Annotated in this window: 28 protein-coding genes; 7 read left to right on the plus strand and 21 right to left on the minus strand. The window is 67.8% G+C overall.

Annotation, left to right across the window (positions count from 1 at the left end; translation table 11 throughout):
• From ASF08_RS04140 to ASF08_RS04155, 5 genes are all read right to left on the minus strand, one after another.
• Window positions 1–167 (minus strand): CsbD family protein (locus ASF08_RS04140; protein ID WP_056142052.1); only part of this gene is annotated, 167 nt, incomplete at its 3' end.
• A gap of 77 nt (window positions 168–244) precedes the next feature.
• Entirely contained in the window at window positions 245–1,051 is an 807-nt protein-coding gene (locus ASF08_RS04145) for a hypothetical protein (protein ID WP_056141732.1), read from the minus strand.
• A 173-nt stretch (window positions 1,052–1,224) separates the two neighbouring features.
• A complete protein-coding gene (locus ASF08_RS04150; RefSeq protein ID WP_056141733.1) occupies window positions 1,225–1,728 on the minus strand; it encodes a CsbD family protein in 504 nt (167 codons plus the stop codon).
• 94 nt (window positions 1,729–1,822) lie between these two features.
• Window positions 1,823–1,984 (minus strand): CsbD family protein, encoded by a 162-nt coding sequence (locus tag ASF08_RS24515; RefSeq protein ID WP_147831283.1) that lies wholly within the window; start codon window positions 1,982–1,984, stop codon window positions 1,823–1,825.
• Between the two features lie 93 nt (window positions 1,985–2,077).
• A complete protein-coding gene (locus ASF08_RS04155; protein ID WP_056141736.1) occupies window positions 2,078–3,538 on the minus strand; it encodes a helix-turn-helix transcriptional regulator in 1,461 nt (486 codons plus the stop codon).
• Between the two features lie 250 nt (window positions 3,539–3,788).
• On the opposite strand from ASF08_RS04155, the gene ASF08_RS04160 reads away from it, so the two are divergent.
• Window positions 3,789–4,415 (plus strand): sigma-70 family RNA polymerase sigma factor, encoded by a 627-nt coding sequence (locus tag ASF08_RS04160; protein ID WP_018043755.1) that lies wholly within the window; start codon window positions 3,789–3,791, stop codon window positions 4,413–4,415.
• Window positions 4,416–4,455: 40 nt separating this feature from the next.
• On the opposite strand, the gene ASF08_RS04165 is transcribed toward ASF08_RS04160, so the two are convergent.
• From ASF08_RS04165 to ASF08_RS04180, 4 genes are all read right to left on the minus strand, one after another.
• Window positions 4,456–5,220 (minus strand): sensor histidine kinase, encoded by a 765-nt coding sequence (locus ASF08_RS04165; protein WP_056141739.1) that lies wholly within the window; start codon window positions 5,218–5,220, stop codon window positions 4,456–4,458.
• Between the two features lie 40 nt (window positions 5,221–5,260).
• Window positions 5,261–6,004 carry a Crp/Fnr family transcriptional regulator gene (locus ASF08_RS04170; protein ID WP_056141743.1) on the minus strand — a complete coding sequence of 248 codons (744 nt, stop codon included), beginning with the start codon at window positions 6,002–6,004 and terminating at the stop codon, window positions 5,261–5,263.
• Window positions 6,005–6,226: 222 nt separating this feature from the next.
• Entirely contained in the window at window positions 6,227–9,073 is a 2,847-nt protein-coding gene (locus tag ASF08_RS04175; protein ID WP_056141748.1) for a PAS domain S-box protein, read from the minus strand.
• 139 nt (window positions 9,074–9,212) lie between these two features.
• Window positions 9,213–9,629 carry a response regulator gene (locus ASF08_RS04180; RefSeq protein WP_018043759.1) on the minus strand — a complete coding sequence of 139 codons (417 nt, stop codon included), beginning with the start codon at window positions 9,627–9,629 and terminating at the stop codon, window positions 9,213–9,215.
• 419 nt (window positions 9,630–10,048) lie between these two features.
• On the opposite strand from ASF08_RS04180, the gene dinB reads away from it, so the two are divergent.
• The gene (gene dinB / locus ASF08_RS04185) at window positions 10,049–11,140 is read left to right on the plus strand and encodes a DNA polymerase IV (protein ID WP_018043760.1); all 1,092 of its coding nucleotides are present in this window, start codon (window positions 10,049–10,051) and stop codon (window positions 11,138–11,140) included.
• A 132-nt stretch (window positions 11,141–11,272) separates the two neighbouring features.
• Entirely contained in the window at window positions 11,273–11,659 is a 387-nt protein-coding gene (locus tag ASF08_RS04190) for a phage holin family protein (protein ID WP_056141751.1), read from the plus strand.
• 46 nt (window positions 11,660–11,705) lie between these two features.
• Here ASF08_RS04190 and ASF08_RS04195 read toward each other — a convergent pair whose 3' ends face one another.
• Together ASF08_RS04195 and rsgA are read right to left on the minus strand one after the other, a co-directional pair.
• Window positions 11,706–12,335, minus strand: coding sequence for a 2,3-bisphosphoglycerate-dependent phosphoglycerate mutase (locus tag ASF08_RS04195; protein WP_056141755.1), 630 nt, complete (start codon window positions 12,333–12,335; stop codon window positions 11,706–11,708).
• A 46-nt stretch (window positions 12,336–12,381) separates the two neighbouring features.
• Window positions 12,382–13,494: a ribosome small subunit-dependent GTPase A gene (rsgA, locus tag ASF08_RS04200; protein ID WP_244474448.1), complete on the minus strand. Its 1,113-nt coding sequence runs from the start codon at window positions 13,492–13,494 to the stop codon at window positions 12,382–12,384.
• Window positions 13,495–13,527: 33 nt separating this feature from the next.
• Here rsgA and ASF08_RS04205 point away from each other — a divergent pair, with 33 nt between their 5' ends.
• Complete coding sequence (locus ASF08_RS04205; RefSeq protein ID WP_244474449.1) at window positions 13,528–13,824, plus strand: hypothetical protein; 297 nt, start codon at window positions 13,528–13,530, stop codon at window positions 13,822–13,824.
• Between the two features lie 45 nt (window positions 13,825–13,869).
• Here the strand turns inward: ASF08_RS04205 and ASF08_RS04210 are convergent, their stop codons facing one another.
• Window positions 13,870–14,136 (minus strand): hypothetical protein, encoded by a 267-nt coding sequence (locus ASF08_RS04210; protein WP_043764324.1) that lies wholly within the window; start codon window positions 14,134–14,136, stop codon window positions 13,870–13,872.
• Window positions 14,137–14,371: 235 nt separating this feature from the next.
• Between ASF08_RS04210 and ASF08_RS25630 the strand changes: the two genes are divergently transcribed.
• On the plus strand, window positions 14,372–14,680 hold the full coding sequence (locus ASF08_RS25630) for a hypothetical protein (RefSeq protein WP_244474450.1): 309 nt from the start codon (window positions 14,372–14,374) through the stop codon (window positions 14,678–14,680).
• A gap of 258 nt (window positions 14,681–14,938) precedes the next feature.
• On the opposite strand, the gene ASF08_RS04220 is transcribed toward ASF08_RS25630, so the two are convergent.
• The 5 genes from ASF08_RS04220 to ASF08_RS25280 form a co-directional block, all read right to left on the minus strand.
• On the minus strand, window positions 14,939–15,199 hold the full coding sequence (locus tag ASF08_RS04220; protein WP_056141763.1) for a hypothetical protein: 261 nt from the start codon (window positions 15,197–15,199) through the stop codon (window positions 14,939–14,941).
• 359 nt (window positions 15,200–15,558) lie between these two features.
• On the minus strand, window positions 15,559–16,440 hold the full coding sequence (locus ASF08_RS04225) for an aldo/keto reductase family oxidoreductase (RefSeq protein ID WP_056141767.1): 882 nt from the start codon (window positions 16,438–16,440) through the stop codon (window positions 15,559–15,561).
• Window positions 16,441–16,726: 286 nt separating this feature from the next.
• Window positions 16,727–17,830 (minus strand): helix-turn-helix transcriptional regulator, encoded by a 1,104-nt coding sequence (locus ASF08_RS04230; protein WP_056141770.1) that lies wholly within the window; start codon window positions 17,828–17,830, stop codon window positions 16,727–16,729.
• Window positions 17,831–18,219: 389 nt separating this feature from the next.
• Window positions 18,220–18,498 (minus strand): hypothetical protein, encoded by a 279-nt coding sequence (locus ASF08_RS04235; RefSeq protein ID WP_147831263.1) that lies wholly within the window; start codon window positions 18,496–18,498, stop codon window positions 18,220–18,222.
• Window positions 18,499–18,661: 163 nt separating this feature from the next.
• On the minus strand, window positions 18,662–18,814 hold the full coding sequence (locus ASF08_RS25280) for a hypothetical protein (RefSeq protein ID WP_200931826.1): 153 nt from the start codon (window positions 18,812–18,814) through the stop codon (window positions 18,662–18,664).
• Between the two features lie 72 nt (window positions 18,815–18,886).
• Between ASF08_RS25280 and ASF08_RS24520 the strand changes: the two genes are divergently transcribed.
• Window positions 18,887–19,273: a hypothetical protein gene (locus ASF08_RS24520; RefSeq protein WP_156629453.1), complete on the plus strand. Its 387-nt coding sequence runs from the start codon at window positions 18,887–18,889 to the stop codon at window positions 19,271–19,273.
• A 111-nt stretch (window positions 19,274–19,384) separates the two neighbouring features.
• On the opposite strand, the gene pqqA is transcribed toward ASF08_RS24520, so the two are convergent.
• The 3 genes from pqqA to ASF08_RS24525 form a co-directional block, all read right to left on the minus strand.
• Complete coding sequence (pqqA, locus tag ASF08_RS04245) at window positions 19,385–19,474, minus strand: pyrroloquinoline quinone precursor peptide PqqA (RefSeq protein WP_018043773.1); 90 nt, start codon at window positions 19,472–19,474, stop codon at window positions 19,385–19,387.
• Between the two features lie 183 nt (window positions 19,475–19,657).
• Entirely contained in the window at window positions 19,658–20,473 is an 816-nt protein-coding gene (locus tag ASF08_RS04250) for a shikimate 5-dehydrogenase (RefSeq protein WP_056142058.1), read from the minus strand.
• A gap of 99 nt (window positions 20,474–20,572) precedes the next feature.
• A complete protein-coding gene (locus ASF08_RS24525) occupies window positions 20,573–20,755 on the minus strand; it encodes a hypothetical protein (protein WP_147831259.1) in 183 nt (60 codons plus the stop codon).
• Between the two features lie 525 nt (window positions 20,756–21,280).
• On the opposite strand from ASF08_RS24525, the gene ASF08_RS04255 reads away from it, so the two are divergent.
• Window positions 21,281–21,784: a YciE/YciF ferroxidase family protein gene (locus ASF08_RS04255; protein ID WP_018043776.1), complete on the plus strand. Its 504-nt coding sequence runs from the start codon at window positions 21,281–21,283 to the stop codon at window positions 21,782–21,784.
• 42 nt (window positions 21,785–21,826) lie between these two features.
• Here ASF08_RS04255 and ASF08_RS04260 read toward each other — a convergent pair whose 3' ends face one another.
• Window positions 21,827–23,155 carry an LLM class flavin-dependent oxidoreductase gene (locus ASF08_RS04260; protein ID WP_018043777.1) on the minus strand — a complete coding sequence of 443 codons (1,329 nt, stop codon included), beginning with the start codon at window positions 23,153–23,155 and terminating at the stop codon, window positions 21,827–21,829.
• Window positions 23,156–23,256: the final 101 nt, after the last annotated feature.

Genomic DNA, 23,256 nt, shown 5'->3' on the forward strand with positions numbered 1-23,256 from the left:
ACACCGTCCTTGGCCTCGCCGACGGTGCGCTGGGCCTCGCCCTTGAGTTCCTGGGCCTTGCCCTCGGCGACGAGCTTGTCGTTGCCGGTGACCTTGCCGACACCCTCCTTGAGGTTGCCGACGGCTTCGTTGGCGAGACCCTTCAGCTTGTCTGTGGTGCTGCTCATGGGATGGCTCCTTGGGTTCGGGGTGATCGTCGAAAGGGAAGGTCCGGCCGGTCGCGGTGACCGGCCGGCGATCCGGCTCAGACGCGGCGGGCGTCGTAGCGATCGGTGAGGGTGGCGAGGGTCGGAGCGCCGAGRCGGCCGCCGAAGAAGCCGGCGAGCGCGCCGAGGATCAGGGCGAGCGCGCCGTAGAAGGCGCCCTGGGTGGCSGCGGACTTGGCGGCCACSGCCGCGGCCTCGGCCTTCTGCTTGGCGCTGGCGACGGTCTCTTCGTACTGCTTCCTGTAGTCCTGGATCTGGGTCTTGGCCTGGTCGACCGGGATGCCCTGGGCCTTGGCCAGCGCGTCGGCGGCGCGGTTCTCGGCCTGGGCCTTCTGGGCGGGATCCCCSGTGAACAGGGCGCGGATGGCTGCCACGGCGGCRTCCTTGGCGGCCTGCGGGTCCTGGCCGGCCGCCTGCTGACGRACGCTCTGCTCGATGCCGTCCAGCGGGTTGGTGATCTTGGACAGCGACGGGGCTGCGGCCTGCGCGGCGGTCTGCACGGTACCGCCGACGAGGGAGCCGGCGCCGCCGAGCGTGCTGGTCACGCCCGAGAAGGCGCCGCCGATGAGGCCGCCGGCCGCGGAGGTGAGAAGATAGAGCACCACGAGGGTGGTCACCGCCCAGGAGACCAGGCCGTGCAGGCCGGCGGCGCCCGTCACGGGCTTGCCCGACAGGCGTCCGGCGATGAAGCCGCCCGCGAGAGCGGCGACGATGCCCGAGACGATGAACCAGACACCGGCGCCGAGCGACAGGGTCGAGGCGGCCGGGTTGTCGGCGGCGTTCGCTCCGACGCTGGACAGGCCGATGCCGACGCCGACCATGTTGAGGACGACCTGGGTCACCAGCGGCCGAGGCCGTGGTGGATGAAGTCGCGAGAAGGGGGGAAGTGGACACGATACTGATACTCCGGGTCGTCGGTCGTCCGAGAAGGTCGGTCGTTCGAGGGGGGCTGGTGGAACTCAGGGGGCCGACCGCGCAGTTCCGGCGCGGTCGGCCCGATCGATCGCGGCTTTGCGGATCAGTCGCGCCGGTGGATGAGCAGGCCGATTCCGTAGCCGAGGAGGCCGGCCACGAGCAGGGCGGCCACCGGATGCTCGGCGATCCGGTCGGTGGCCTCGCGTCCGCCCTGGCGCTGGTACCGGCCACCGTTCTCGTAGGCGTCCTCGGCCCGGTCGTAGGCCTCGCGGCCGGCACCGCGGACGGAGCGCTCGGCGCGGTCGTAGGTATCGGCGGCCGCTCCCTGGGCGCGGCGCGCGCGGTCCTCGACGTCGTCCGACCCGATCAGGCTGCCGACCGTGTCGCGAACCCTGCCGCCGATGTCGCGGGCGGTGTCGGCGACGTGCTCGGCCGCGTCGCGGACGGTGTCCTTGGCTTGTCCGTAAAGGTTCTCGGCGGCGCCCTGCGCTTCGCGCGCACGGCCCTCTGCCGAATCCCGCTTCGAGCCGGTGAGGTCGCCCACCGTGCCCTGCACCTTGCCGCCGAGCTCCTTGGCGGCGCCTGTGATGCGATCCGCATCGACCATGATGTCTCTCCTGATGTTGTCGCGCCGATATTCTTGTCGCGAACGGTGTTCGTGAGGTGCGACGTGACGCCCGAGCTGCGACGTGTCACCCGAGCTACGACTTGGGGGTGGTCTTTGGTTTCACGTCGGGCGTCGGTGATTTCTGCTGAGACCTACCCTCGGCTTCGACTTTGGGGTCGCCGACCAACTTTCCGATGGCCTCCTTCACCGAGCCCTTGAGCTTGTCGGAAGTGTCGGTCGTCTTTTGCGCGCTCACGGGGTGCTCCAATGCCTCAGCGATTGACACCGTCCCTCAAGTGGCCCGCCGGTTCCGGGCGGCAATGATGCAGATATACTGGTTATGAGGTTTTTATTTGCTGGTTTCGGATAGCGGGAACCCGTTGTCGCGGCCCCAGACGATGGCCTCGGAGCGCTTGTGCACGTCGAGTTTCCGGTAAAGCGACGCCGAGTGGTTGCGCACCGTGTTCCTGGACAGGTTGAGACGCCTGGCGATGGCGTCGTCCCCGAGCCCTCGGCAGACGAGGTCGAGGATCTGCCGCTCGCGGACCGTGAGGTTCGGGACGATGCCGTCCTCGTGCTCGCTCGCCGGCCGGCGCAGGTTGGCGAGCTTCTCGATCAGCCCGCGGCTGAACCACGAGGTGTCGGCCATCACCGCCTCGATGGCCTCGGACAGTTCGCGCTCCGTGCGCTTGCGCTCGGTGATGTCCTGAAGGACCACGAGGGCGAACGTCCGGTCGCCGATCTCGACGCGCTCGGCCGATACCAGGCAGTCGACATCGGTGCCGTCCTCGTGGCGCAGGCATACTTCCAGGCCGAGCACGTAACCGGTGCGCGCCACCGCCGTCTCGAACCTGATCCGTGCGACATCGTGGACCCAGAGCCGGAGATCGGCCGGCGAGCGCCCGGACACCGTGTCTGCGCCATAGCCGAAGACCCGGGTGAAGGCCTCGTTCGCACCGGTGATGGAGAAGTCTTCGACGCGCGCCAGCAGGGTCGGGACCGGGGCCATGTGGAACGCCTTGGCGAAGCGCTCCTCGCTCCGGCGCAGGGCCGTCTCCGCCTTCCTTCGCAGGTCCAGGTCGGCGAAGGTGAACAGCATGCAGGGCTCGTCGCCCCAGTCGATGGGCTGGCCGGCGACGATGACGTAGCGCGATCCGCCATCCGGCAAATCGAGGCAGGCTTCCATCTGCGGGATGGTGCCCCCGCTGTTCAGGCGTGAGATCGCCAGGTCCCGGCTACGGGCTCCGGCCAGCACGTCGACCTCGTAGACGCTGTGGCCGATCACGGCGTCGCGGGTGTAGCCGGTCATCTCCAGGAAGCCGTCGTTCGCCTTGACGTGGCGCAGGTCCGAGAGCCGGCAGATCACGGCCGGCGCGGGGTTGGCGTCGAAGGTGGTCTCGAACCGTTCCTCGGCCTCGAACTGCCCCGATACGTCCTTCAGGATGAGGGCGAGGCAGCTCGGGTTGCCGTCGCGGTCCGTGGCCACGAGGCTGCGCAGGGAATGGACGAAGTCGACATCGGGCTGGTCGGTCCGCGTCACCTCGACGATGACGTCGTGGAAGCGCTCGCCCGAGACGACCCGTTCCATCGGATACTGGTTCGGGGTGTGGTCGTTGCGGTAGCGCAGGGCGAAACGCTCGCGGTAGGCGTCCACCGTCCCGCCGAGCTCCCCGACGGTCTCGGCCCCGTGCATCGCGAGCGCGGCCTCGTTGGCGTAGGCGATGGTCTGGTCGGGCTCGACCAGGATCACGCCCTCGCTGAGGCCGGCGACGATCTGCCGAAGCTCATGCCTGTCGACGCCGAGTGTCACCTGCGACCGCCTTCCTGACTGCTGGGATGGAACCGAGCCGTAACAGGGGACGACCAGCGACGGTTCCGGATCGCGCAAGATATTATCTGGTATATCTGTATCATTGACGTGAACGCGAGCGATCAGCCACAACCAGACACGCATATTCCACCGTAGAGGGGCGGACACACCCGGTCGTTGTCCGGAAAAAGGACGAATCCTCCCTATGCATGTCAGTATAATCTCCGAAGAACCTTCGCCGAGCGAGGGATTGCCTCGTCATGTCCAGGACCAGATCGGACGGCGACTGGACGAACTCATTCCCAGCGCCAGCGCGGTCGACACCGATACGCGCCTCGGCCGGGTCCTGCTTCGACTGAGGGCCGCCCTGCTCGACGCGGAGGCGGAACGCCAGATCACCAAAGCGTTCGGCGACGACCTCATCGCCCTCGTGCCGCGCCTGCGCCGCTTCGCCCTCCTTCGTACCGGCAACACCGCGGAGGCCGACGACATGGTGCAGGCGACCTTGATGCGGGCCTGGGAACACCGGTCCCGCTTCAAGGACGGCACCAACCTCGTCGCGTGGTTGTTCACGATCCTGCGCAACGCCCACCTGAACCAGCGCAAGCGCCTGCGCCGCGAGATCGAGGACGTCGACGGGGCCATCGCGGGGGCCTTGTCCTCGCCCCCCGACCAGGAGCACCGGGTCGCGCTCGTCGCGTTGCAGGGCGCCCTGGACGCCCTCCCCGCGGAGCAGCGCGAGACCTTGCTGCTGGTGACGGTGGACGGGCTCCGGCACGAGGAAGCGGCCGCCATCCTCGGCTGTCCGGTCGGTACCGTGAAGAGCCGGGTGAGCCGGGCGCGCGAGCACCTCGCGACGGCTCTGGGCCTGTCGTGACGGCGCAGGTGCCCGCCGCCGAGGAGAAGAACGCCGCGCCCTACCGGCGCGAGGCGTCTTTCCATGGCCCGCCCGGCGGGTTTCGCAGAATCCGGGGCACGTCTGCGAAACCCGCGTCGAGTTGGCCGTCCGGCGGGTGGAGGAGCGGCGAGGCGTGGCCGGTCCCGGCATGCAAGGTCCGGCTGGTGAGGGGCAGCGCCAGGCGGAAATGCAGGCCGTCGGGCGCGAAGGTGAGGCTCGTCGCGGCCTTCAGGTTGTAGGCCAGCATCTCTTCCAGCACGACCGTGCCGAATCCCCTGCGACGAGGCTCGTCCTCGTTCAGGGGCACGCCACGCTCCAGCCAGTCGAAGACGAGGTGGGGGGCGCCCTCCCGTTCCTCGATCCGCCAGATCACCGTGAGGCGGCCCGTCGGCGTGGCCAGGGCTCCGAACTTGAGGGCGTTCGTCGAGAGTTCGTGCAGGGCGAGGGCGAGGGGCTCGGCCGCGCGCAGATGCAGCCTCAGATCCGGTCCGTCCACACACGTGCGCCCATCCTGGTAGGCGAGCGCGCTCGTGAGCTCGTCGGTGACGAGGCGGTCGAGATCGACCCCGGCCGTGGGGTTCTGGATGATGACGTTCTGCACCCGTGCCAAGGCGGCCAGCCGCCCGTCGAGATGCGCGGTGTAGTCCTCCAGGCTCTCGCTGAATTCCGCCGAGCGCCGGGCGATCAGCCGCATCGTCGCCAGGGTGTTGCGCACCCGGTGCTGCAGCTCGGCCAGCAGCGCCACCCGTTCCTCGGCGCCCGTCGGGTCTGATCCCATCGTCATCGCAGTTCCACGGGGTGCTTGAGGGGAAACCGGTTCGGCATCACACCGATCCGTCGGCATCGAAGTGACGACCTTCGCGGTCGATGTGCAGGTAGTTCGGGTTGAACAGCGATGCCCTCTGCAGGGCATCGAAGTCGGGAATGGTCAGGCGCCCGCCCTTGAGCACGATCAGGCCGGCACGCCGCAAGTCCTGGAGCGTGCGGTTGATGTGCACGTTCGAGAGACCCAGGGCATCCGCCAGTTCCACCTGGGTCAGGGGGAGCTCATAGCTGGGGCCATCCGTCAGACCGACCCCGCGCAGACGCAGGAACAGTTCGCAGAAAAGGTGGCCGAGGCGCTCCAGGGCGGTGCGCTGGCCGAGGTTGACGGTCCATTCGCGCTGAACCGCCACCGTCACCAGGGTGTTCCACCACAACGCCTTCGTCACCCGCGCATTGTCGTTGGCCACCTGCTCCAGCGCGGCGCGCGAGATCTCGGCCAGTCTGACGGGGGTGAGGGCCACGATGGAATGGTCCATCTCGCGCAGGAGGTAGACGTGGCTGTCGCAGAGGTCGCCGGGCACGAAGAGGGAGATGATCTGGCGCCGGCCATCGTCGAGATGCTTGTAGCGGCACGCCCATCCGTCCAGGATCAGGTTGATGTGATGAGGATCGTCACCCTCGCTGATGATGTCGGCGTGCTTCGCAATGGTCCGCCTTTTGCAGGCCGCGTTCTCCAAGGCCTGCCGGTCGTCGCAGGAGAGCTTCGTGAACTGCTCAAGCTTGCGGATGAAGTAGTGCGGCATTCTTTCTTCCTCGCACATAGGGCACGAATAGGGAATTGTCATTGCAGGGTCATTCACCTGCATTAAAGGCTCGATCCTCGCCGGTTAACCTCATCGGATGGAGGGGTAATAGCTTGCGGAGGGCGGTGCCGGCCGTCGCGTGGTGTTGCGATCGCCGCCGCCCCGTCCGGGGCTCCACTTTCGAGGCGTCTCCTGGCGGCGCATGCGAGCGGGCCGGCCTCCTCATCCTCCGGGATCGGCCGGCTCCGGACTCCGCCGTGAGGCGGCTTTGGTTCTCTCCCGGATCGTGTGTCCCGACACGGGCAGTGCGATGGTGCAGTGGACGCCGTCCGGTTCCATCACGAAGGTCGTTCTGGCGCCGAGCTGGTAGGGCAGCGCCCGCTCGATCAGTTCGCGCCCCGAGCCCCTCCCCTGCGGCGGGCCATCCCGCGCCGGCATCCGCACGCCGCGCTCGCGCCAATCCACATGCAGCCAGGGAGCCCGCTCCGGCTCCGCGAGCTCCACGTGCCAGCGGATCTCGAGATGCGCCTGCGGTTGGGCCAGGGCGCCGTATTTCAGCGCGTTCGTCGCCAGTTCGTGCAGGGCCAGCGCGAAGATCTGCACCGTCGACGAGCGCAGCGCCACCGCCTTCGGTCCGCTCAGGCTGACCCGCGACGCCTCGCCGTCGAGCGCCGCCACTTCGCTTCGGATCAGCTCGTCGAAGCTGACCCGCTCGCCCTCCCCGAGGCGGGACAGCAACCCCTGCACGCGGGCGAGGGCCGCCAGACGCGTGCCGTAGCGCTCCCGGAAGTCGTCGAGGCCGCTGCTGTTGCGCAGGGTCTTGTCCGCCGTGGCGCGCACCACGCCCATGAGGTTGCGGGTGCGGTGCTGCAACTCCGCCACGAGCACGCTCATATGCTCGGCGGTCTCCTTCTCCTCGGTGATGTCCCGGCCGACGCCGCCGATCCAGCACACCGCGCCGGCGGCGTCGCGCATGGGGAAGCCGGTGTCCCGTATCCAGCGGATGCCGCCGTCGCTGGGCCGCCCGACGCGATACTCGAAGGTGACACGCTCGCCCGCCCGGACGCGATGCAGGCTCTCCACCGCCCGTTCGCGATCGTCCGGCACGATCATCTCGGCCCAGCTCACCAGGTGGTCGCCGGCGAGGGCCGAGGTGCGGTCGAGGCCGTAGATCGTCTCGAAGGCCGGGGTGAGATAGATCCACTGGAAGGTCGCGGCATCGCGCATCCAGAGGACGTCGGACGAGGCCTCGCCGAACTGGCTGAGGCGCTCCTCGCTCTCGCGCAACGCCGTCTCGGCGTTCCTGCGCGCCGTCACGTCGCTGGCCGCCCCCAGCCACTCCCTGATCTCGCCGGTGTCGGTGAGGGTCGGGACCGCCCGTGACACGCACCAGCCCAGCGAACCGTCGCTGCGGATCACCGCATGTTCCAGCTCGAAGATCGATCTCGTCGCCATCGCCCGGTCGATGGCGGCACGGACCTCCGCCTGATCGTCGGGACGGATGTAGCGGTCGAGCCAGGTCCTGCTCGGCTGGTCCGAGACGTTTTTGAAGGCGCGCCCCTCCAGCCGCTGCAACTCGGACCAGTCCGGGGTCATCCGGTAGACCACGTCCGAGCTGGCCGTGACGAAGGCACGGAACCGCTCCTCGCTCTCGCGCAGCGCCGCCTCGGCGCGCTTGCGAGGCTGGATGTCCTTGAACAGGAGGGCAACCTGCCGCTGTTCGGCGGTGCCGACGCGGAAGGCATAGACCTCGTACCAGCGCCCGAGGGCGATCGCCCGGCGTTCGAACCGTTCCGCCACGCCGTTCCGCGCGATCCGGCCGAACGTCTCGAACCAGTTCGCCTCCAGCTCGGGGAGCAGGTCTCGCATCGTCCGCCCGGTGGCGTCGCCGAGCCCGGTCTGCTGATCGAAGGCAGGGTTGACGGAAAGGAACCGGTAATCGACCGGCCGCTGCCGGTCGTCGAACATCATCTCGACGATGCAGACGCCCTCGTCGATGGAGTTGAACAGGTGGCGGTACTTCGCCTCGCTCTCCTCCAGCTTCGCGTGCGCCTCCTTCCAGGCGGTCATCTCCCTGGTGGTGGTCGCCACGCCGTCGCCGAGCTTCACCACCGATTGATGGAACCAGCCGTCGCATCGCCCGTGCGCATGGCAACGCTCGGCGACCGAGGGCAGGCCCGTCTCCACGACCTGCCGGAAGACGTCGAAGATGCCGTCCCGAACCACGCCCGGACTGCGTTCGACCAGGCTTTGCCCCCTCACCTCGCCAAGGGTCCGTTCCGCGGTGTGGTTGTTCAGCCGCCAGCGGAAATCGACGATCTCGCCCGAAGCGTCCCGGACGGCCTCGAAGACCTGGATCATGTCCATGGAGCTGTCCAGCGTGGTCTGGAGCAGGTCGCGGCTCCGCTGCAGCCCGGCCGTGCGCTCCCTCACCTCCCGCTCCAGGTCGGCACGATGCCACGCTTCCGTTCCGCGCAGCCCCTGGGGCCGCGCCTCATCGAGGGCACGGGTCATGATGCAGGCGGCGGAGGCAAAGTGCGTCAGCCGCGTGAGCAGCCTGAGATCCTCGCCGTCGAAGGTGCGATCGAGGTCATGCGTGCCGACCCAGAGCGTACCGACCGGCTCGTCGCCGGCATGGAACGGCACCAGCAGGAGCTCCTGGATGGGCGGCTCGACAGAGGCGGCCGCGAGGCGGGCATGCGGGCGCGAGAACAGCAGGGGGGTGTTGCGGGTCACCGCCAGGCCGCAGGGGCTTTCGGCGAAGGGGATGGTGCCGCCGCGATGCGCGGCCCATGATCCAGCGATCGCGGCCCGGCGGACGCGTTTCGGGGCCTCTCCCGGTTCGAGGATGCTGATCCCGGCCGACCCGGCCAGGCCCATCCCGACGAGGAGGTCCGCGATGCGCTGCAGGACGGTGTCCGGGCTGACGGCCAGCTCCCGGGCCAGTTCGGCCAGCGCATGGGCTTGCGCCTCGTAGTCGGGAGGGCGTACGGGACGCGCCACCAACGCGTCGGTGATCGACACCTCATCCAGGCCCGCGAACCCAACCGGCACCACCGTCGGTGTCATGTCTTTCGACGCTCGCCGTTCTCTCGCCGTCGCACCGGTCGAGCGTGCCGAACACAGGGTGACTTCTACTCTCGCGCAAGGATTCGATCAAATTCCCGCGCGAATGACCGTCGATGTCTTATCCGGAGCCGAGCGAATTCTATCCGGCCGCGTCCGTCCGTGAGGCCCTGTCGTCGAGGATGATGTCGAGCGCGTGCAACACCGCCGCGGTATCCATCGGCTTTTCCAGCAGCCGGACCGACGCGAAGCGGCCGAGGATCGTCGCCTGATCGTAGCCGGTGGTGAACAGGAACGGGACGCCGAGGGCGAGGAGCGCATCGGCCACCGGATACACGTCCTCGCCTCCGAGGTTCACATCCAGGATGGCCGCGTTGGGCGGGGACGGCCCATTGAGGAGGTCGAGGGCGCCCTCCACGGTGGCGATGGGACCGAGCACCTCCGCTTCGGCCTCGGCCAAGCCCCGCGCCAGTTCATCGGCCAGGAAGTACTCGTCTTCCACCACCAGGACGCGTCGTCCCCGGAGCGCCTGCCTGGAGTGCTTCACGAAACTCCCCATCACGATCGGTTCCCGCTCGAAGGACGACGGCGCAGCGGGAGTTCCGGAAGAGACGCTTCGTGAGATACTCGGCATGGTCGTTCACCCGTATCCGGTCCGAGAGGGGCAGCGCCAGGGTGCAGGGGAATGCCGTCCTCCTTCATCATGGTGGTCGTTCCGGCGCCGAGCCGGCCGGCGCGTGCTCGACATGCAGCCGGGGACGACGGCCCGGCTCCGGCCGTTCCCCGCGAGGCACGGGAGAACCGGGAGGCATCCTGCGCCCCATCACGGGAAAGTCCAGACCACGGCGCCAGCCCCGGCCGGGTTGACCCGGCCCCCTGAAACCGCGAGGAACAAAGACCGAACACAGCGCCTTCCCCACGATGACTGCTCAACGACGCCCGCTCATTGCCCGCGCACCGATGTGACAGCCCGATCCGATGTCGAGCCCCGGCGACGATACCCCCGTCCGCAAGATCATCCATATCGACATGGACGCGTTCTACGCGTCCGTGGAGCAGCGGGACGATCCGGCCCTGCGAGGCCGGCCCCTCGCGGTCGGCGGGTCGCGCGAGCGGGGCGTGGTGGCCGCCGCCAGCTACGAGGCGCGGGTCTTCGGGGTCCGCTCGGCCATGCCCTCGGTCACCGCCCGGCGCCTGTGCCCCGATCTCCTCTTCGTCAAGCCGCGCTTCGAGGTCTACCGGGCGATCTCGGAGGAGATCCGTGCGGTGTTCGCCGAGCATACCGCGATCATCGAGCCGGTGGCCCTCGACGAGGCCTATCTCGACGTCACCGAGAACCTGCAGGGGCTGGCCACCGCCACCGAGGTGGCGCGGGTGATCCGGGCCGAGATCCTCGCGCGGACCGGCCTCGTGGCCTCGGCCGGCGTCTCCTACAACAAGTTCCTCGCCAAGGTCGCCTCGGACTTCCGCAAGCCCGACGCGCTGTTCGTGATCACGCCCGCGATGGGGCCGGGCTTCGTCGAGGATCTGGCCATCGGCCGGTTCCATGGCGTCGGCCCCGTCACGGAGGCGAAGATGAAGCGCCTCGGCATCCTCACCGGCCGCGACCTGAAGGCCCGTTCCCTGGAAGAGCTGCAGGCGGCCTTCGGCAGTTCGGCGGCCTATTATCATTCGGTGGCGCGCGGCATCGACGAGCGGCAGGTGCGTGCCCACCGCATCCGCAAATCGGTGGGGGCGGAGACCACCTTCTCGGAGGACCTCACCGAGTTCGACGCCATGGCGGAGCGATTGACGCCGCTGATCGACAAGGTCTGGACCTCCTGCACCGCCAAGGGCGTCTCGGGGCGCACCGTCACGCTGAAGGTGAAGTTCTCGGATTTCGTCCAGATCACCCGGGCGCAGTCCTTCGAGGCCCCGGTCGCCGGCCGCGATGCGATGATGCACATGGCGCTGGGATTGCTGCGCACGGTGTTCCCGCTCCGCCGCAGCGTTCGCCTGCTCGGTGTCTCCCTGTCGGGCCTTCAGCAGGGCGAGACGGAGGGACCGCGCCAGCTCGGGCTCGCGATCTGATGGCAGGTACCGGGCAGGCAGGTACCGGGTAGGAATGTGCGGCGATTGCCGCGCAACCCCGGCGGCCCTATCTGGCTTGTCTGCGCACGGACCCGCCGGGCCTGATCGGACCACGTCGATGAGAGGGGATGCATGAGCCGCCGGGATGACAAGAGCCTCCTGCTCCTCGTCGGCGATGCGATCGGGCAAACCCAGATCCTCCTCTCCAAGCACCTCGCCCTGTTTCAGGCCGAGGTCGGATCGGCGGTCGGGCAGGTGGCGCGTCCGCTCATCCTGTTCCTGATGGCGGCCCTCTTCGTCCTGATCGGATTGTTCGTGCTCCTTGTGGCGATCGTCAAAGGGCTGGCGCTCCTCATCGGGTCGGAGGCGATCGCGTCGCTGATCGTCGGCGGTGCCTTCGCCGCCGTGGCGCTCGCCCTCTTCGCCTTCGGGTATCGGCTGATGTCCCTTTCGAACCTGGAGCCGATGCGGACGCGGCGCCAGCTCGCGCGCGATCGGGACGCCCTGAGAGCCCGCTGACGCCGATCCACAGGCGCGCCTCTCCGCCTGCCGGTCCACTCGTGACTCAGGCGGAGATCGCGCGCTTCTCCACCACCCTGCCCCGCTCGTCGAGGCGATAGGCCAGGGTCTGGGCCGTGGCGAGATGCACGTCGGCGACCGCGTCGGCACTGATCCCGTCGAGATGCATGATGAGCGCCCGCAGCGAATTGCCGTGCGCCACCAGCAGAACCTGCTGGCCCGCGAGGACCCGGGATTCGATCTCGTCCCGATAATAGGGAAGCAGCCGGTCGGCGGTCATCGCCAGGCTCTCGCCGCCCGGCGGCACCGCATCGTAGGATTTGCGCCAGGCACGGACCTGCGCGACCCCCCAGCGCTCCTGCGATTCCCGCTTGTTCAGCCCGGCGAGCTCGCCGTAATCGCGCTCGTTCAGCGCCGCGCTCCGGTGGACGGCAAGGTCGGGCTGCCCGAGTTCCGACAGGATGAGGCTCAAGGTGCGCCGGGCCCGCGTCAGCTCGCTGGTGAAGGCGATGTCGAAGGAGAGCCCGACCTCCTTCATGCGGCGCCCGCAGCTCCGCGCCTCGCCGACGCCCCGTTCCGTCAGGTCGGGATCGCGGATGCCGGAGAAGAGGTCGCGCTCGTTGTCGAGGCTCTGCCCGTGGCGGACGATGACGAGGGTTCGGTCGGGAAAGGGCATTCGGGGAGCGATGTCCGCAGGAGGTCGGGTGAAGGCGGGATGAGGGTCAGCGCCGACGGCTGCCGCGCGGCCCGGTGACCACCGGGGTGTTGGTCCGGTTCTCGTCGAGGAGCTTGCGCCACCGGGTCAGGCGTTCGGGATCGAGCGCACCCTCCGCCACGGCGGCCTGAACCGCGCAGCCGGGCTCGTGGGCATGGGTGCAGTCGCGGAACCGGCAGGAGGGCGCCAGCTCGACGATCTCGGCGAACAGCGTGTCGATGCCCTCCGCCGCGTCGCTCACATGCAGCGTGCGCATCCCCGGCGTATCGATGACCCAGCCGCCGCCGGCGATGGCGTGGAGCGAGCGCGACGTGGTGGTGTGGCGCCCCTTGGCGTCGTGTTCGCGGATCCCGCCGGTCTCCTGGGGGAGGTCCTGGTCCGGGCCGGCGAGCGTGTTGACCAGGGTCGATTTGCCCACCCCCGATGAGCCGACGACCGCCACGGTCAGACCCTCGCCGCACCAGGGGGCAAGCTGCGTCACGGCGTCCGGAAGGCGCGGATTGACCGTGACGACGGCGAGGTCGCGCTGCAGGCCCGCGGCCTGCCGCCGGTAGGTTTCGGCATCGGGCGCCATGTCGGCCTTGGTGAGGACGATGACGGGATTCGTGCCCCCCTGGTTGGCGAGCGCCAGGTAGCGCTCCAGCCGGGCGATGTTGAAATCGGCGTTGCACGACGTGACGACGAAGAGGGTATCGACATTGGCGGCCGCCAGCTGCAGCGGGCCTCCGCCTTCGTTGCGTCGCTGCAGCACGCTCCTGCGCGACAGGAGGCGGCACATCGTCCCGGTCTCGGGCTCGACCAGCACCCAATCGCCCACGGCGAAATCGCCGGTCTGGGTATGGACCGGAAGCACGAGCCCCACCGGCCCCGTGAGGGACAGGGCGGTCAGCCGGGAGCGGTGGACCGTCGCGATCCGCATGGGCACGAGACCGGCCTCGGCCGGTTCACGTTGCTCCTCGAAGAAGTCGGACCATCCGAGACGGGTGGGCCGCAGGGGATGGGAATGGCTGGGATCATCGGTCACCGGCCAGCCATGACAGGGCCTTGGCGGATTGACCAGCGCCCCACCCGTCTTCCGGTACCCCTCCCCTTGCTCCCCGGCGGCAAGGTACCCGATCATCGGGGCATCGGATTCGAAGGAATGGGGGTGGCGATGTCGAAGCTCGATGAGAAGCGCGAGGAGATCGCGGCTTTGATCGCGTCGGAACTCGGTCTCGGCGATCCGGCCGGACTGAGCGAGGCCGACCGCGCGGCCGTCGATCGCCAGACCTCGGAGACGATCGAGGGCTGCGCCCTCGACACGGATGAGCCGGCCGATTGCGAGGAGGCGGGCACGCCGCTTCGGCGGCGGCTGCGGGAGTACCGCGCCCTGCTGGAGTTGCGGACCGACGAGGCGGATGCCCGGCTCGCCGAAGAGGGCGAGGTGTTCGGCCGCGAGGACGATGCCTGAATCTTTTCGCACCCGACCCGGCGGAATCGGGGCGCTGCCCTTCGCCTATGTCCGCGAGGGAAGTCCGTTCGCGACGGCCCCGCCCGACGTATCGAGCTTGGCCCGGCACCCGACCGCGTAGACATTGGGCGGCCGGCTGCCGACCTCGCGCTGCCAGCGGCAGGTTTGCGTCAGCCTCAGATAGACGTCCAGGATAGAGGCGTGATCGCCGAATCGCTCGCGCAGGCGGGCGACACGGTAGACGCCCCGGCGCTCGCAGGGGCCGCAGGCGATGACGAGGTGCGAGGCCCTCACGTCGCAGAGGCGCTCCATGTCAGGCCACCGAACCGGGAAATAAGCCCCGCGCGCGCCTCGAGGCAAACCTTCTTGGATAGAGCGAACAGCCGTCGAGCAGAGGTGTGAATCCAGTAGCCTTGCCTGTCGGGCAGGCCTCGACGGCACGGGCGAGAGGGCCACAGGCGATCCGCGCCATAGGGGTCGACAGCATGGTGGACACTCCGCGAGTAAGAACATATAGTGAACATAGAGTTCAAGCGCGGAGGTCAAGATGCAGACGGCCGACCTGTGGATATCGGGGAATCTCACTCCCGCCGGCCTGCCCTCGGGCATGGCGAGGCGGGCGAGTGCCGGTTCGGCGGCCAGCGCGCCGTCGCCCCGCACGAGCGGAGACCGGACCATGCATTTCGACGTGCTGGAGGAGCGGGTCGGGCGCTGGGGCTGGTCCCTGCGCGACGCCTATGGCCAGGAGGTCGCCCATTCTCCGATGCCGTATCCGAGCCGGGTCCAGGCCTCGGCGGCGGCCTTGGCTTTTTCCCAGCTCGTGGCCTACGCCGGCAAGCAGATGCGCCGGCCCTGAGGCCGGACGGCGAAGGTCTGCCGGGACTGGCTTCCCACGCGGTTCATTCGGGCGAACGGGGAATCGGCTCCTTCCCCACAGCGGATGTCGCTGCATGGGAAGAAGCCGATCCGGATCGTGATCCGGGACGACGCGCTACGAGCTCGCCAGGATATCGGCGGAGCCAACGATGGTCGCTGCGAACATCACCGATGCAACGCCGACCATGACGTAGGAAAAGACTGTCGGCATCGATGCCAAGGCGCTGTCCCGACCGGTTCAGCAGCGGCTGCCGCCGGACGTCTGGCCGTATTGCATGACCTCGCGGGTCTGCTGGTTGGCGTTGCCCTCGGCGGCCGAACTCATCGGACAACCGAACGACGAGGGTGCTCGACGATCGGCCCGGATCGAATGGGTGGTGTCGACGTCATAGGGGGTGAACGCGGTGTAACGCGAAGGGCGCTCCATCGCCGTCGTGGGCGCGATCGAGGCCAGGCCCATGACGAGGGCGGTCGAGAGAGCGGCAATGGAAGTCTTCATGTGAGCAACGGCTTTCTTGTCTCGTGAAGCCGCCGCGTCTTGGCTGCTTCTTCTGCTTGAAGCCAATATGAAGTAATAACGTCCTCTCTGGCGTGCCGGCACGCACGCGACGCCGTGGATTAAAGGTGACGGATAGGTCGGGCGGGTGAATTATAACAAATACCAGTGCCATGTGCTTTGGGTCGACAAGCACATGGCGGGGTGTTGTTCTCATAATCCCGGCCTGTCGCGGGAATGAGTGTCGCAGGGCCATTCGTGACGGACGTGCCTGTGCCGACAGCCCGATATCGAGACAGGCCGCCCCGGTCGCGTCGATGCGGGACGCTCAATCACCCAAGCGCCTCCCCTTCCCCGCCGCGTCAGCCTTCCACGGGGCGGGGGGCGATGCGATCGAGCGCCGCCATCGTGTCGTCGGACAGGTCGAAATCCGTCGCGGCCAGGTTTTCGCGCAGGTGCTCCACCGACGACGTGCCGGGGATCAGCAGGATGTTGGGAGAACGGCGCAGGAGCCAGGCCAGCGCCACCTGCATGGGCGTCGCGCCGAGCCCTTCGGCGATCTGGTTCAGGGCCGCCGACTGGATCGGGCTGAAGCCGCCGAGCGGGAAGAACGGGACATAGGCGGTGCCGGATGCGGCCAGGTCGTCGATCAGTGCGTCATCGCCCCGATGCACCAGGTTGTACTGGTTCTGGACACAGACGATCGTCGCGATGGACCGGCTCTCCGCCACCTGCCGCGCCGTCACGTTGCTCAGCCCGATCCGGCGGACGAGCCCCTGGCGCTGGAGATCGGTGAGCACGGAGAGCGGCGCTTCGATGGAGCCTTCGGCCGGCCCATGCACGTCGAGCATGATCCGCAGGTTGACCACGTCGAGAGCCTCGACGCCGAGGTTGCGCAGGTTGTCGTGGACGGCGCCCGTGAGGTCCTCGGCCGAGAAGGCCGGGTTCCAGGACGCGTCGGCTCCGCGCCTGGCTCCGATCTTGGTGACGATCACGAGGTCGTCGGGATAGGGGTGGAGCGCTTCGCGGATGATCTCGTTGGTGACGTGCGGTCCGTAGAAGTCGCTGGTGTCGATATGGTCGACGCCGCGCGCGACCGCTTCGCGCAGCACCGCGATGGCCCCGGCCCGATCCTTCGGCGGCCCGAAGACACCGGGACCCGCCAATTGCATCGCGCCGTAGCCCAGGCGCTTCACCGTGCGGTCTCCGAGGGCGTAGGTCCCGGCTCGTGCGATATCGGTCATGCATCTCGCTCCTGTGTGACGAGCGGGATCGTAGAACCTCGTGATCGGCGTGGTAATACGCCCTCATCCGCACGGGGGGCGCGACAGGGCGAACGGGTCGCGGGACGGCGTCGCAGCCTCGCGAGATCCACCATTGGCCAAAGGCTCTCGGCCGCCAAGATCGGGGAGGCGGTTCGTCTTCGGGCTAGAGCTGCGCCCGACCACGTTGGGTCGGGACACATCTCTAGGCCTTTGTCTTGCCGCGCTCTTTTTCGCCGAACCGGCATCCACTTCGACGGAGAGCGCTCTAGAGCCCGAAATGCCGGCTCAGGACGATCATCAGTTCGGTCTGACTGCCCGTGTCGGTCTTGACGAAGATCTTCTTCAGATGCGTCCGTGTCGTATGGATCGACATGCCGAGCCTGTCCGCGCATTCCCCGGTGCTGTGGCCGGCGAGCAGGGTGTGGCACAACTCGGCTTCCCGAGGCGTGAGCCCGTACGATGTCTTGAGGACATCGGCGTCGAGGTCCCCGCTTTCGTTGAGATCCGTGATCGTGAGGATCGCCCGGCAGCCATCGAAATATTCCAGGCCGGCCTTGCGGAGCGGCTGGGCCCGTAGGGTGAGGGGCCGCTTGGCCACCCTGCGGACGACGACCGGCGCCCGGGACAGGGAAACATCCTGCGGATCGGACCAGAGGGCGGCGGCGACATGGGCGCGAAGCCGGGCGGTCGCCTGCGCATCGGAGGGGATCACGAGTTCTCCCATGCGCACATTCAGATCGGGTCCGAACAGACGTTCCGCGCTGCTGCTCGCCCGCAGCACCCGTCCCGTTCTGTCGAGGAGCAGGCTCGGGCTGCGGACCGTTTCCAGGGCGTCGGCGATGCCCGTGAGGCGCGCCTCGCCGAGGCTATGGGCCAGTTGCGCGGCCCGGTTAAGGGGGGCGATGAGGCGCCGCAAGGCGATCTGGTCGTCCAACGTGTAGGGCCCCTGCTGGATGGTCCGCTGCATCATCATCACCCAGGCATCGTCGCCCGCCTGGACCATCAGTCCGGCGGACCATTGAAAGCCGTGGCTGTGCAAGTAATCGGCATAGAACGGTTCGGACCGCATCGCGTCAGGCGTGGCATAGTCCTGGTCGACGAACAGGCCGGTCCTGAGGAGCTTGGGCACGCCTCTCGAGCGGTAGTCGTTCTTCGACCAGCCGCCGCGAAAGTATCCGTCGGCCAAGGCATCGAGACTGGCGCTCATCGGCAGGCCGGGCACGCGGCCCTTCAACGGGATCGCGACGACCCCCCTCGCGTCCGTCGCGGTCGCGATCCTGGCGACCGCCTTGTCCCAGTCATGCGACTGAAGCGCGGAGGTGACGAGCGAGTCTTCGATGTCCTGCAAAGTCTCGTCGTCGAGGTCCATCTCAGTCCTTCAGCGACACGATACGCTCCCGCGCAATGCCGCACACTATCGACGATAATCAGGACTAACCTGCCCAGATCGGATTTGAAAGACCGACCAGTTTTTTCGCATGGAAAGAATAATATTATCCGTCGAGACAGTATAGGTCGGTCGGATATAACGGTCGTCCGGCGTTCATTATTGAGCCAGGACCCTATCCGGGTCGACTGCCGGATCGTCGTTCGCTGAGATTTCTCATCGTGCGATCGACGAACGATGCGCGCGAAGGCATGGGCGCGAAGGCATGGGCGAACGCGTCGAACGGAATCCATCCGGCCCTATCCGTGCCGCCCGCACCGCCATCGTCGAGGGGATCGGGCCAAGGGCGGCGCCTCGGTTTGTCGCCGCGATCAGGCCGGCTCGTAGGCCGTCGCCGACAGTCCGGTGCTCTCCGACGCCGTGTCCTGCGAGGGGGCACCCAAGGGGCCGGCATGAAGCCGGGCGATCAGCCGTGCCATGTCCTCGGGCATGTCGGCGGCGCAGTCGAGGCCGAAGGCGCGGTCGAGGGCTGGCATCGTGCTGCGCAGGAAAGCGTGGGACGCCTCCGCGCCGGGGCGGGGCGGGGCCGACGTCGTGGACGGAATGTGCAGGACGGGCGTGCCGAGGGTGGTTGTGGGTAGAGCGAGCATGGCTTCCACGGGGGTGCGCGACGCGCCTTGCGCGATCCCTCCGCCGGGCATTCGCGGCGGCCTGTCTCGTAAGGCCGCTCAAGCTAGACCGTACTGGTTGAACCGTAGCTGAAGGGCGCCCGCCGCCTCTGCCGCGATCCTGTCGCCGGTGCCGACAACGGGATCAGATGTAGTGCCGGAAGACGACCTGGCTCTGGGGTTCCTTCGTCTTGCCGCGCTCGGATACGTCGACCGTGGGGCGGCTCTGGATCAGGGATGCCGGCATCACCAGGGTGACGAGGGCGAGCAGCCAGCGGAAGGGACGGGCAACGGTCATGTCGGGTTCCTGGGCTGAGTCGCGGTCGGATCGTCACCTTGAGATCATGCGCCTATGGCGGCTGAATGGTTCATGGCTGGCCGCGATCCGTTTCGCTGTGCCGGCGCGCACATCGGCTCCGCCTCCCCGGGACGGCCCCGTCTTCAGCGGCGGTGCCGCCACGGACGAGGGGGCGAGCGCGATGGACCGCCGCCGGACCTCGTCTCCATCGCGCCGCAACCCGAGCAATTGGGTCCGACACGGATGCAGGCCCTGGTGGCGACGGCCATCGGCCGGGGAAGCTCGCCCCGGGAAGGCGCGGAATCCCTCGCGATCCGCGAGGGCATCGTGCCGGTTCACCTGAAGGCGATCTTCTGCAGGCTCGGCCTCAGGCGCCAGAGCGAACTCGCCATCATCGTGGCTCGCCTGGATGCCATCCTGAGCGGGCGGCGGGAGCGCGAGGGCGGCACCGAGCGCTGAGCGGCTCAGGTCTTAGAGGTACTGAAAACGCAAAAAGCCGCCCGGAGGCGGCTCGTCGCGGAGAGGTGACTCTCATGTCATGCGCTGGAAGCTCGAACGCTTCCGGCTGCTTCAGTTGAAGGTGTCGATCTCAGCCGACTCGTAGCTGGTGACTTCCATGCCGACACACACTTCCTGAACGACGGGGGCAGTCCAAGCCATGATGTTTCTCCTGCGTTGCAAGTCTTCTTTAGAAGACATCTCGATTGCGCGGGCTCACCGCGCTTGAGAGATACCTATTGCCCGCCCCCCGCCAAAGCAAGCCGAAAGACGGAAATATCCTGCAGGATTCCCTTAGTTTTCTCTCATGGAACGGAGCATGAGCTCTCTCGAGCGGAGAGCGCGTCAGGTTCGGGCGAAGGCCGCAGCGTCGGCGACCTGGTCCTCGCCCGGAATCCGCCCGGTATACAGGACGAACTGCTCCAGGGCCTGCAGCACCACGACCTCGTGGCCGGTGATGAGGCGCTTCCCCACGTCTTCGGCCGCGCGCAGGAAGGGCGTCATCGAGGGCAGCGCCACCACGTCGAAGGCGATGGTGCTGGCGGCGATCTGAGGGGCGGGGAAGGCGAGGGCATCGGCCTCCGGGCCTTCCATGCCGAGGGGCGTGACGTTGATGAGGAGTGGGGCCTGCGCCTCGCCGATCTCGGCGCGCCAGGCATAGCCATGGCTGTCCGCCAGGGCCCGCCCGGCCGGCTCGTTGCGGGCCACGACCGTGCCGTTCGGGAAGCCCGCATCGCGCAGGGCCGCGACGACGGCCTTGGCCATGCCGCCGGAGCCGCGCAGGAGGAACGGCGTAAGCGGATCGACCTCGTGCTTTTCGAGGAGCAGGCGGATGGCGATGTAATCGGTGTTGTAGCCGGTGAGGCACCCGGCCTCGTTCACCACCGTGTTGACGCTGTCGATGGCCGCCGCCGAGGCTTCGAGGCGATCGAGAAGCGGGATCACGGCCTCCTTGAACGGCATCGAGACGGCGCAGCCTCGGATGCCCAGCGCCCGTATGCCGCCGATCGCGGCGGGCAGGTCGGTGGTGGTGAAGGCCTTGTAGACATAGTCGAGCCCCATGAGCTCGTAGAGCCGGTTGTGGAAGCGCGACCCGAAATGGCCCGGTCGTCCCGACAGGGACATGCACAGCGTGGTCTCGCGTCCGATCGGCGGCTTCATCGCGGTCTCCGGCTGGCCGAAGGCGCGGTGCGTCCCGCGTTCCGGCACCGGAGCGATACCATGTCCCGTGATGTGTGGTCCCGTGATGCGTGGCGCCCGTCAGAGCTTCCGGCTGCGGCCATCCTCAAGGATCGCCTCGGCATGGTACCAGCTGTCGCCGAAATCCATCCTTGGCAACGCCGTCGGCTGCGACATGCGCCCTGCGAGCTCCACCACGGCGTTGACGCCCTTCCGCATGCCCGTCGAATAGGCACGTGCGGGTGATGCGTTCTTTCTGGGCACGAAAGTGAAGATTTCGGCCGAATTCCGAGGTGGGCTCAAAGTCATGGTTCGACGTCTCCGATGGCTGCTGGGCGTTCATGCCCCCGACGTCTCGTGATGATATGAGCGGTGTCTGATATTTGCACCGGCTAAACGTACGAAAAACAGTACATGCCGGTAATTCGAGCATGCCTTAATTTGTTTCATGCGTCGAACGATGGTGCACTGCCGCGGTTCGGCTCCTCAGGCGCTCCCCTGCCCCGGGCCGATCCGGTTCTCCGGCCCGGCGCAAGACGTCCGTGAGAGGGGCGCGGTCCATCGCCGCGGCGAGACGAATCCCGACCTCCGCCGCCTCATGTCGTCCGGAACCATCGCAGCGTGAATCTCTTGATCCGTCCTAGCAAGCGCGCGACGAAATCATGATGTCACCTGGATCGAGCTTTGCCGTGCACAAATAATTGCGGGGTCACGATGCAGGCCATCGTCGATGAAAGCGCGCCGCGGCCTGTCCGATGCGTCACGAATTCACTCACGGAGGAACGAGCCATGGGCATTTTCACCAAGGACATCCAGACTCTCGACGACCTGTTCGTGCACACCCTGCAGGACATCTATTACGCCGAGAATCAGATCACCAAGGCGCTGCCGAAGATGATCGCCAAGGCGACCGCTCCCGAACTCAAGAGCGGGTTCGAGAAGCACCTCAAGGAAACCGAAGGCCAGATCGAGCGCCTGGAGAGAGTCTTCAAGATGCATGGCCATACGCCGAAGGCGGTGACCTGCCCGGCCATCGACGGCATCATCAAGGAGACCAACGAGGTTTCCGGAGAGATCGGCGACAAGCAGGTTCTCGATGCCGCCCTCATCGCCTCCGCCCAGGCGGTGGAGCATTACGAGATCACGCGCTACGGCACCCTCGTGGCCTGGGCCAAGCAGCTCGGCCGGGACGATTGCGCCGGCGTGCTGCAGCAGACCCTGGACGAGGAGCGCGCCACCGACGAGCGCCTAACACGTTTGGCCGAGAGCCAGGTCAACCGCCGCGCCGCCTGACCCGAGAACGCCGCCCTCCCTGGTCGGAGGGCGGCCCGTCCGTCAGGCCGGGAAGAACTGGTTGGCCGGGCGCGGCAGGCCGAGATGGTCGCGCAAGGTCGTGCCTTCGTATTCGGTGCGGAACAGGCCCCGCCGCTGGAGTTCCGGCACCAGGGTATCGACCACGTCGTCGAGGCCTTCCGGCACGAAGGGGAACATGACGTTGAAGCCGTCGCAGGCCCGCGTCACGAGCCATTCCTCCATCTGGTCGGCCACCTCGGCCGGCGTCCCCACCATGGTGAGCCCGCCATAGCCGCCGACCCGCTGGGCGAGTTCGCGCACCGTGGCCCCGGTCTTCCGGGCATAGCCGACGATCTGGGCCTGGGCGCTCTTGCTGGCATTGGTCTCCGGGAGATCGGGCAGGGGCGCGTCGAGGTCGAAGCCCGAGGCATCGACGCCGAGGCGCACCGAGAGGTTGGCGATGCCGCTGTCCGTGGGCACGAGCGCATCGAGCCGGGCCTTCTTGGCCTCGGCTTCGTCGCGTGTCTCGCCGAGGACGATGAAGGCGCCGGGCAGGATCTTGAGATGGTCGGGATCACGGCCGGCGGCGGGCATCCTGCCTTTCACGTCGGCGTAGAACTCCTGGGCGGCGGCGAGTTTCGAGCCGGCGCCGAACACCATCTCGGCGGTCTCGGCGGCGATCTGGCGTCCGGCCTCCGATGCCCCCGCCTGCACGATCACCGGCCAGCCCTGGACGGGGCGGGCGATGTTGAGCGGCCCCTTCACCTTCAGGAACTCGCCGGCATGGTCGAGGACATGGAGTTTGTCGGGGTCGAAATAGACCCCCTCCTCCACGTCGCGGATGAAGGCGTCGTCGGCCCAGGAATCCCACAGGCCGGTGACAACGTCGAAGAACTCCCGCGCGCGGGCATACCGGACCGCATGGTCGAGATGGGCGTCCCGGCCGAAATTCAGGGCCTCGTCCGGGTTGCCGGAGGTGACGAGGTTCCAGCCGGCGCGACCGTTGGAGATATGGTCGAGGGAGGCGAATTTCCGGGCCACATGATAGGGCTCGTTATAGGTCGTGGAGGCCGTGGCGATGAGCCCGATCCGTTCGGTGACGGCGGCGAGGGCCGGCAGCAGGGTCATCGGGTCGAAGGAGGTCACGGTGGCGCTGCGCTTCAGCGCGGCCATGGGCATGTTCATCACCGCCAGATGGTCGGCCATGAAGAACGCATCGAACTTGGCCGCCTCCAGGCGCTGGGCGAAGCGCTTGAGATGGGGAAAGCTGAAATTCGCGTCCGGATATCCGCCGGGATAGCGCCACCACGCGGTGTGGATGCCGATCGGCCGCATGAAGGCGCCGAGATGCAGGCGACGAGGTTGGCTCATGCGGGGCTGTCTCCGTCCGGCCGATGAAAGCACGGTGTTGGAATACAGCAGCGGCGGGAGAAAAGGGTTCTGGTTTTTGCCGAGCTAGGCAACGACCATGC

This window comes from Methylobacterium sp. Leaf85 (assembly GCF_001422125.1).
GTDB classification, from domain to species: Bacteria; Pseudomonadota; Alphaproteobacteria; order Rhizobiales; family Beijerinckiaceae; genus Methylobacterium; species Methylobacterium bullatum.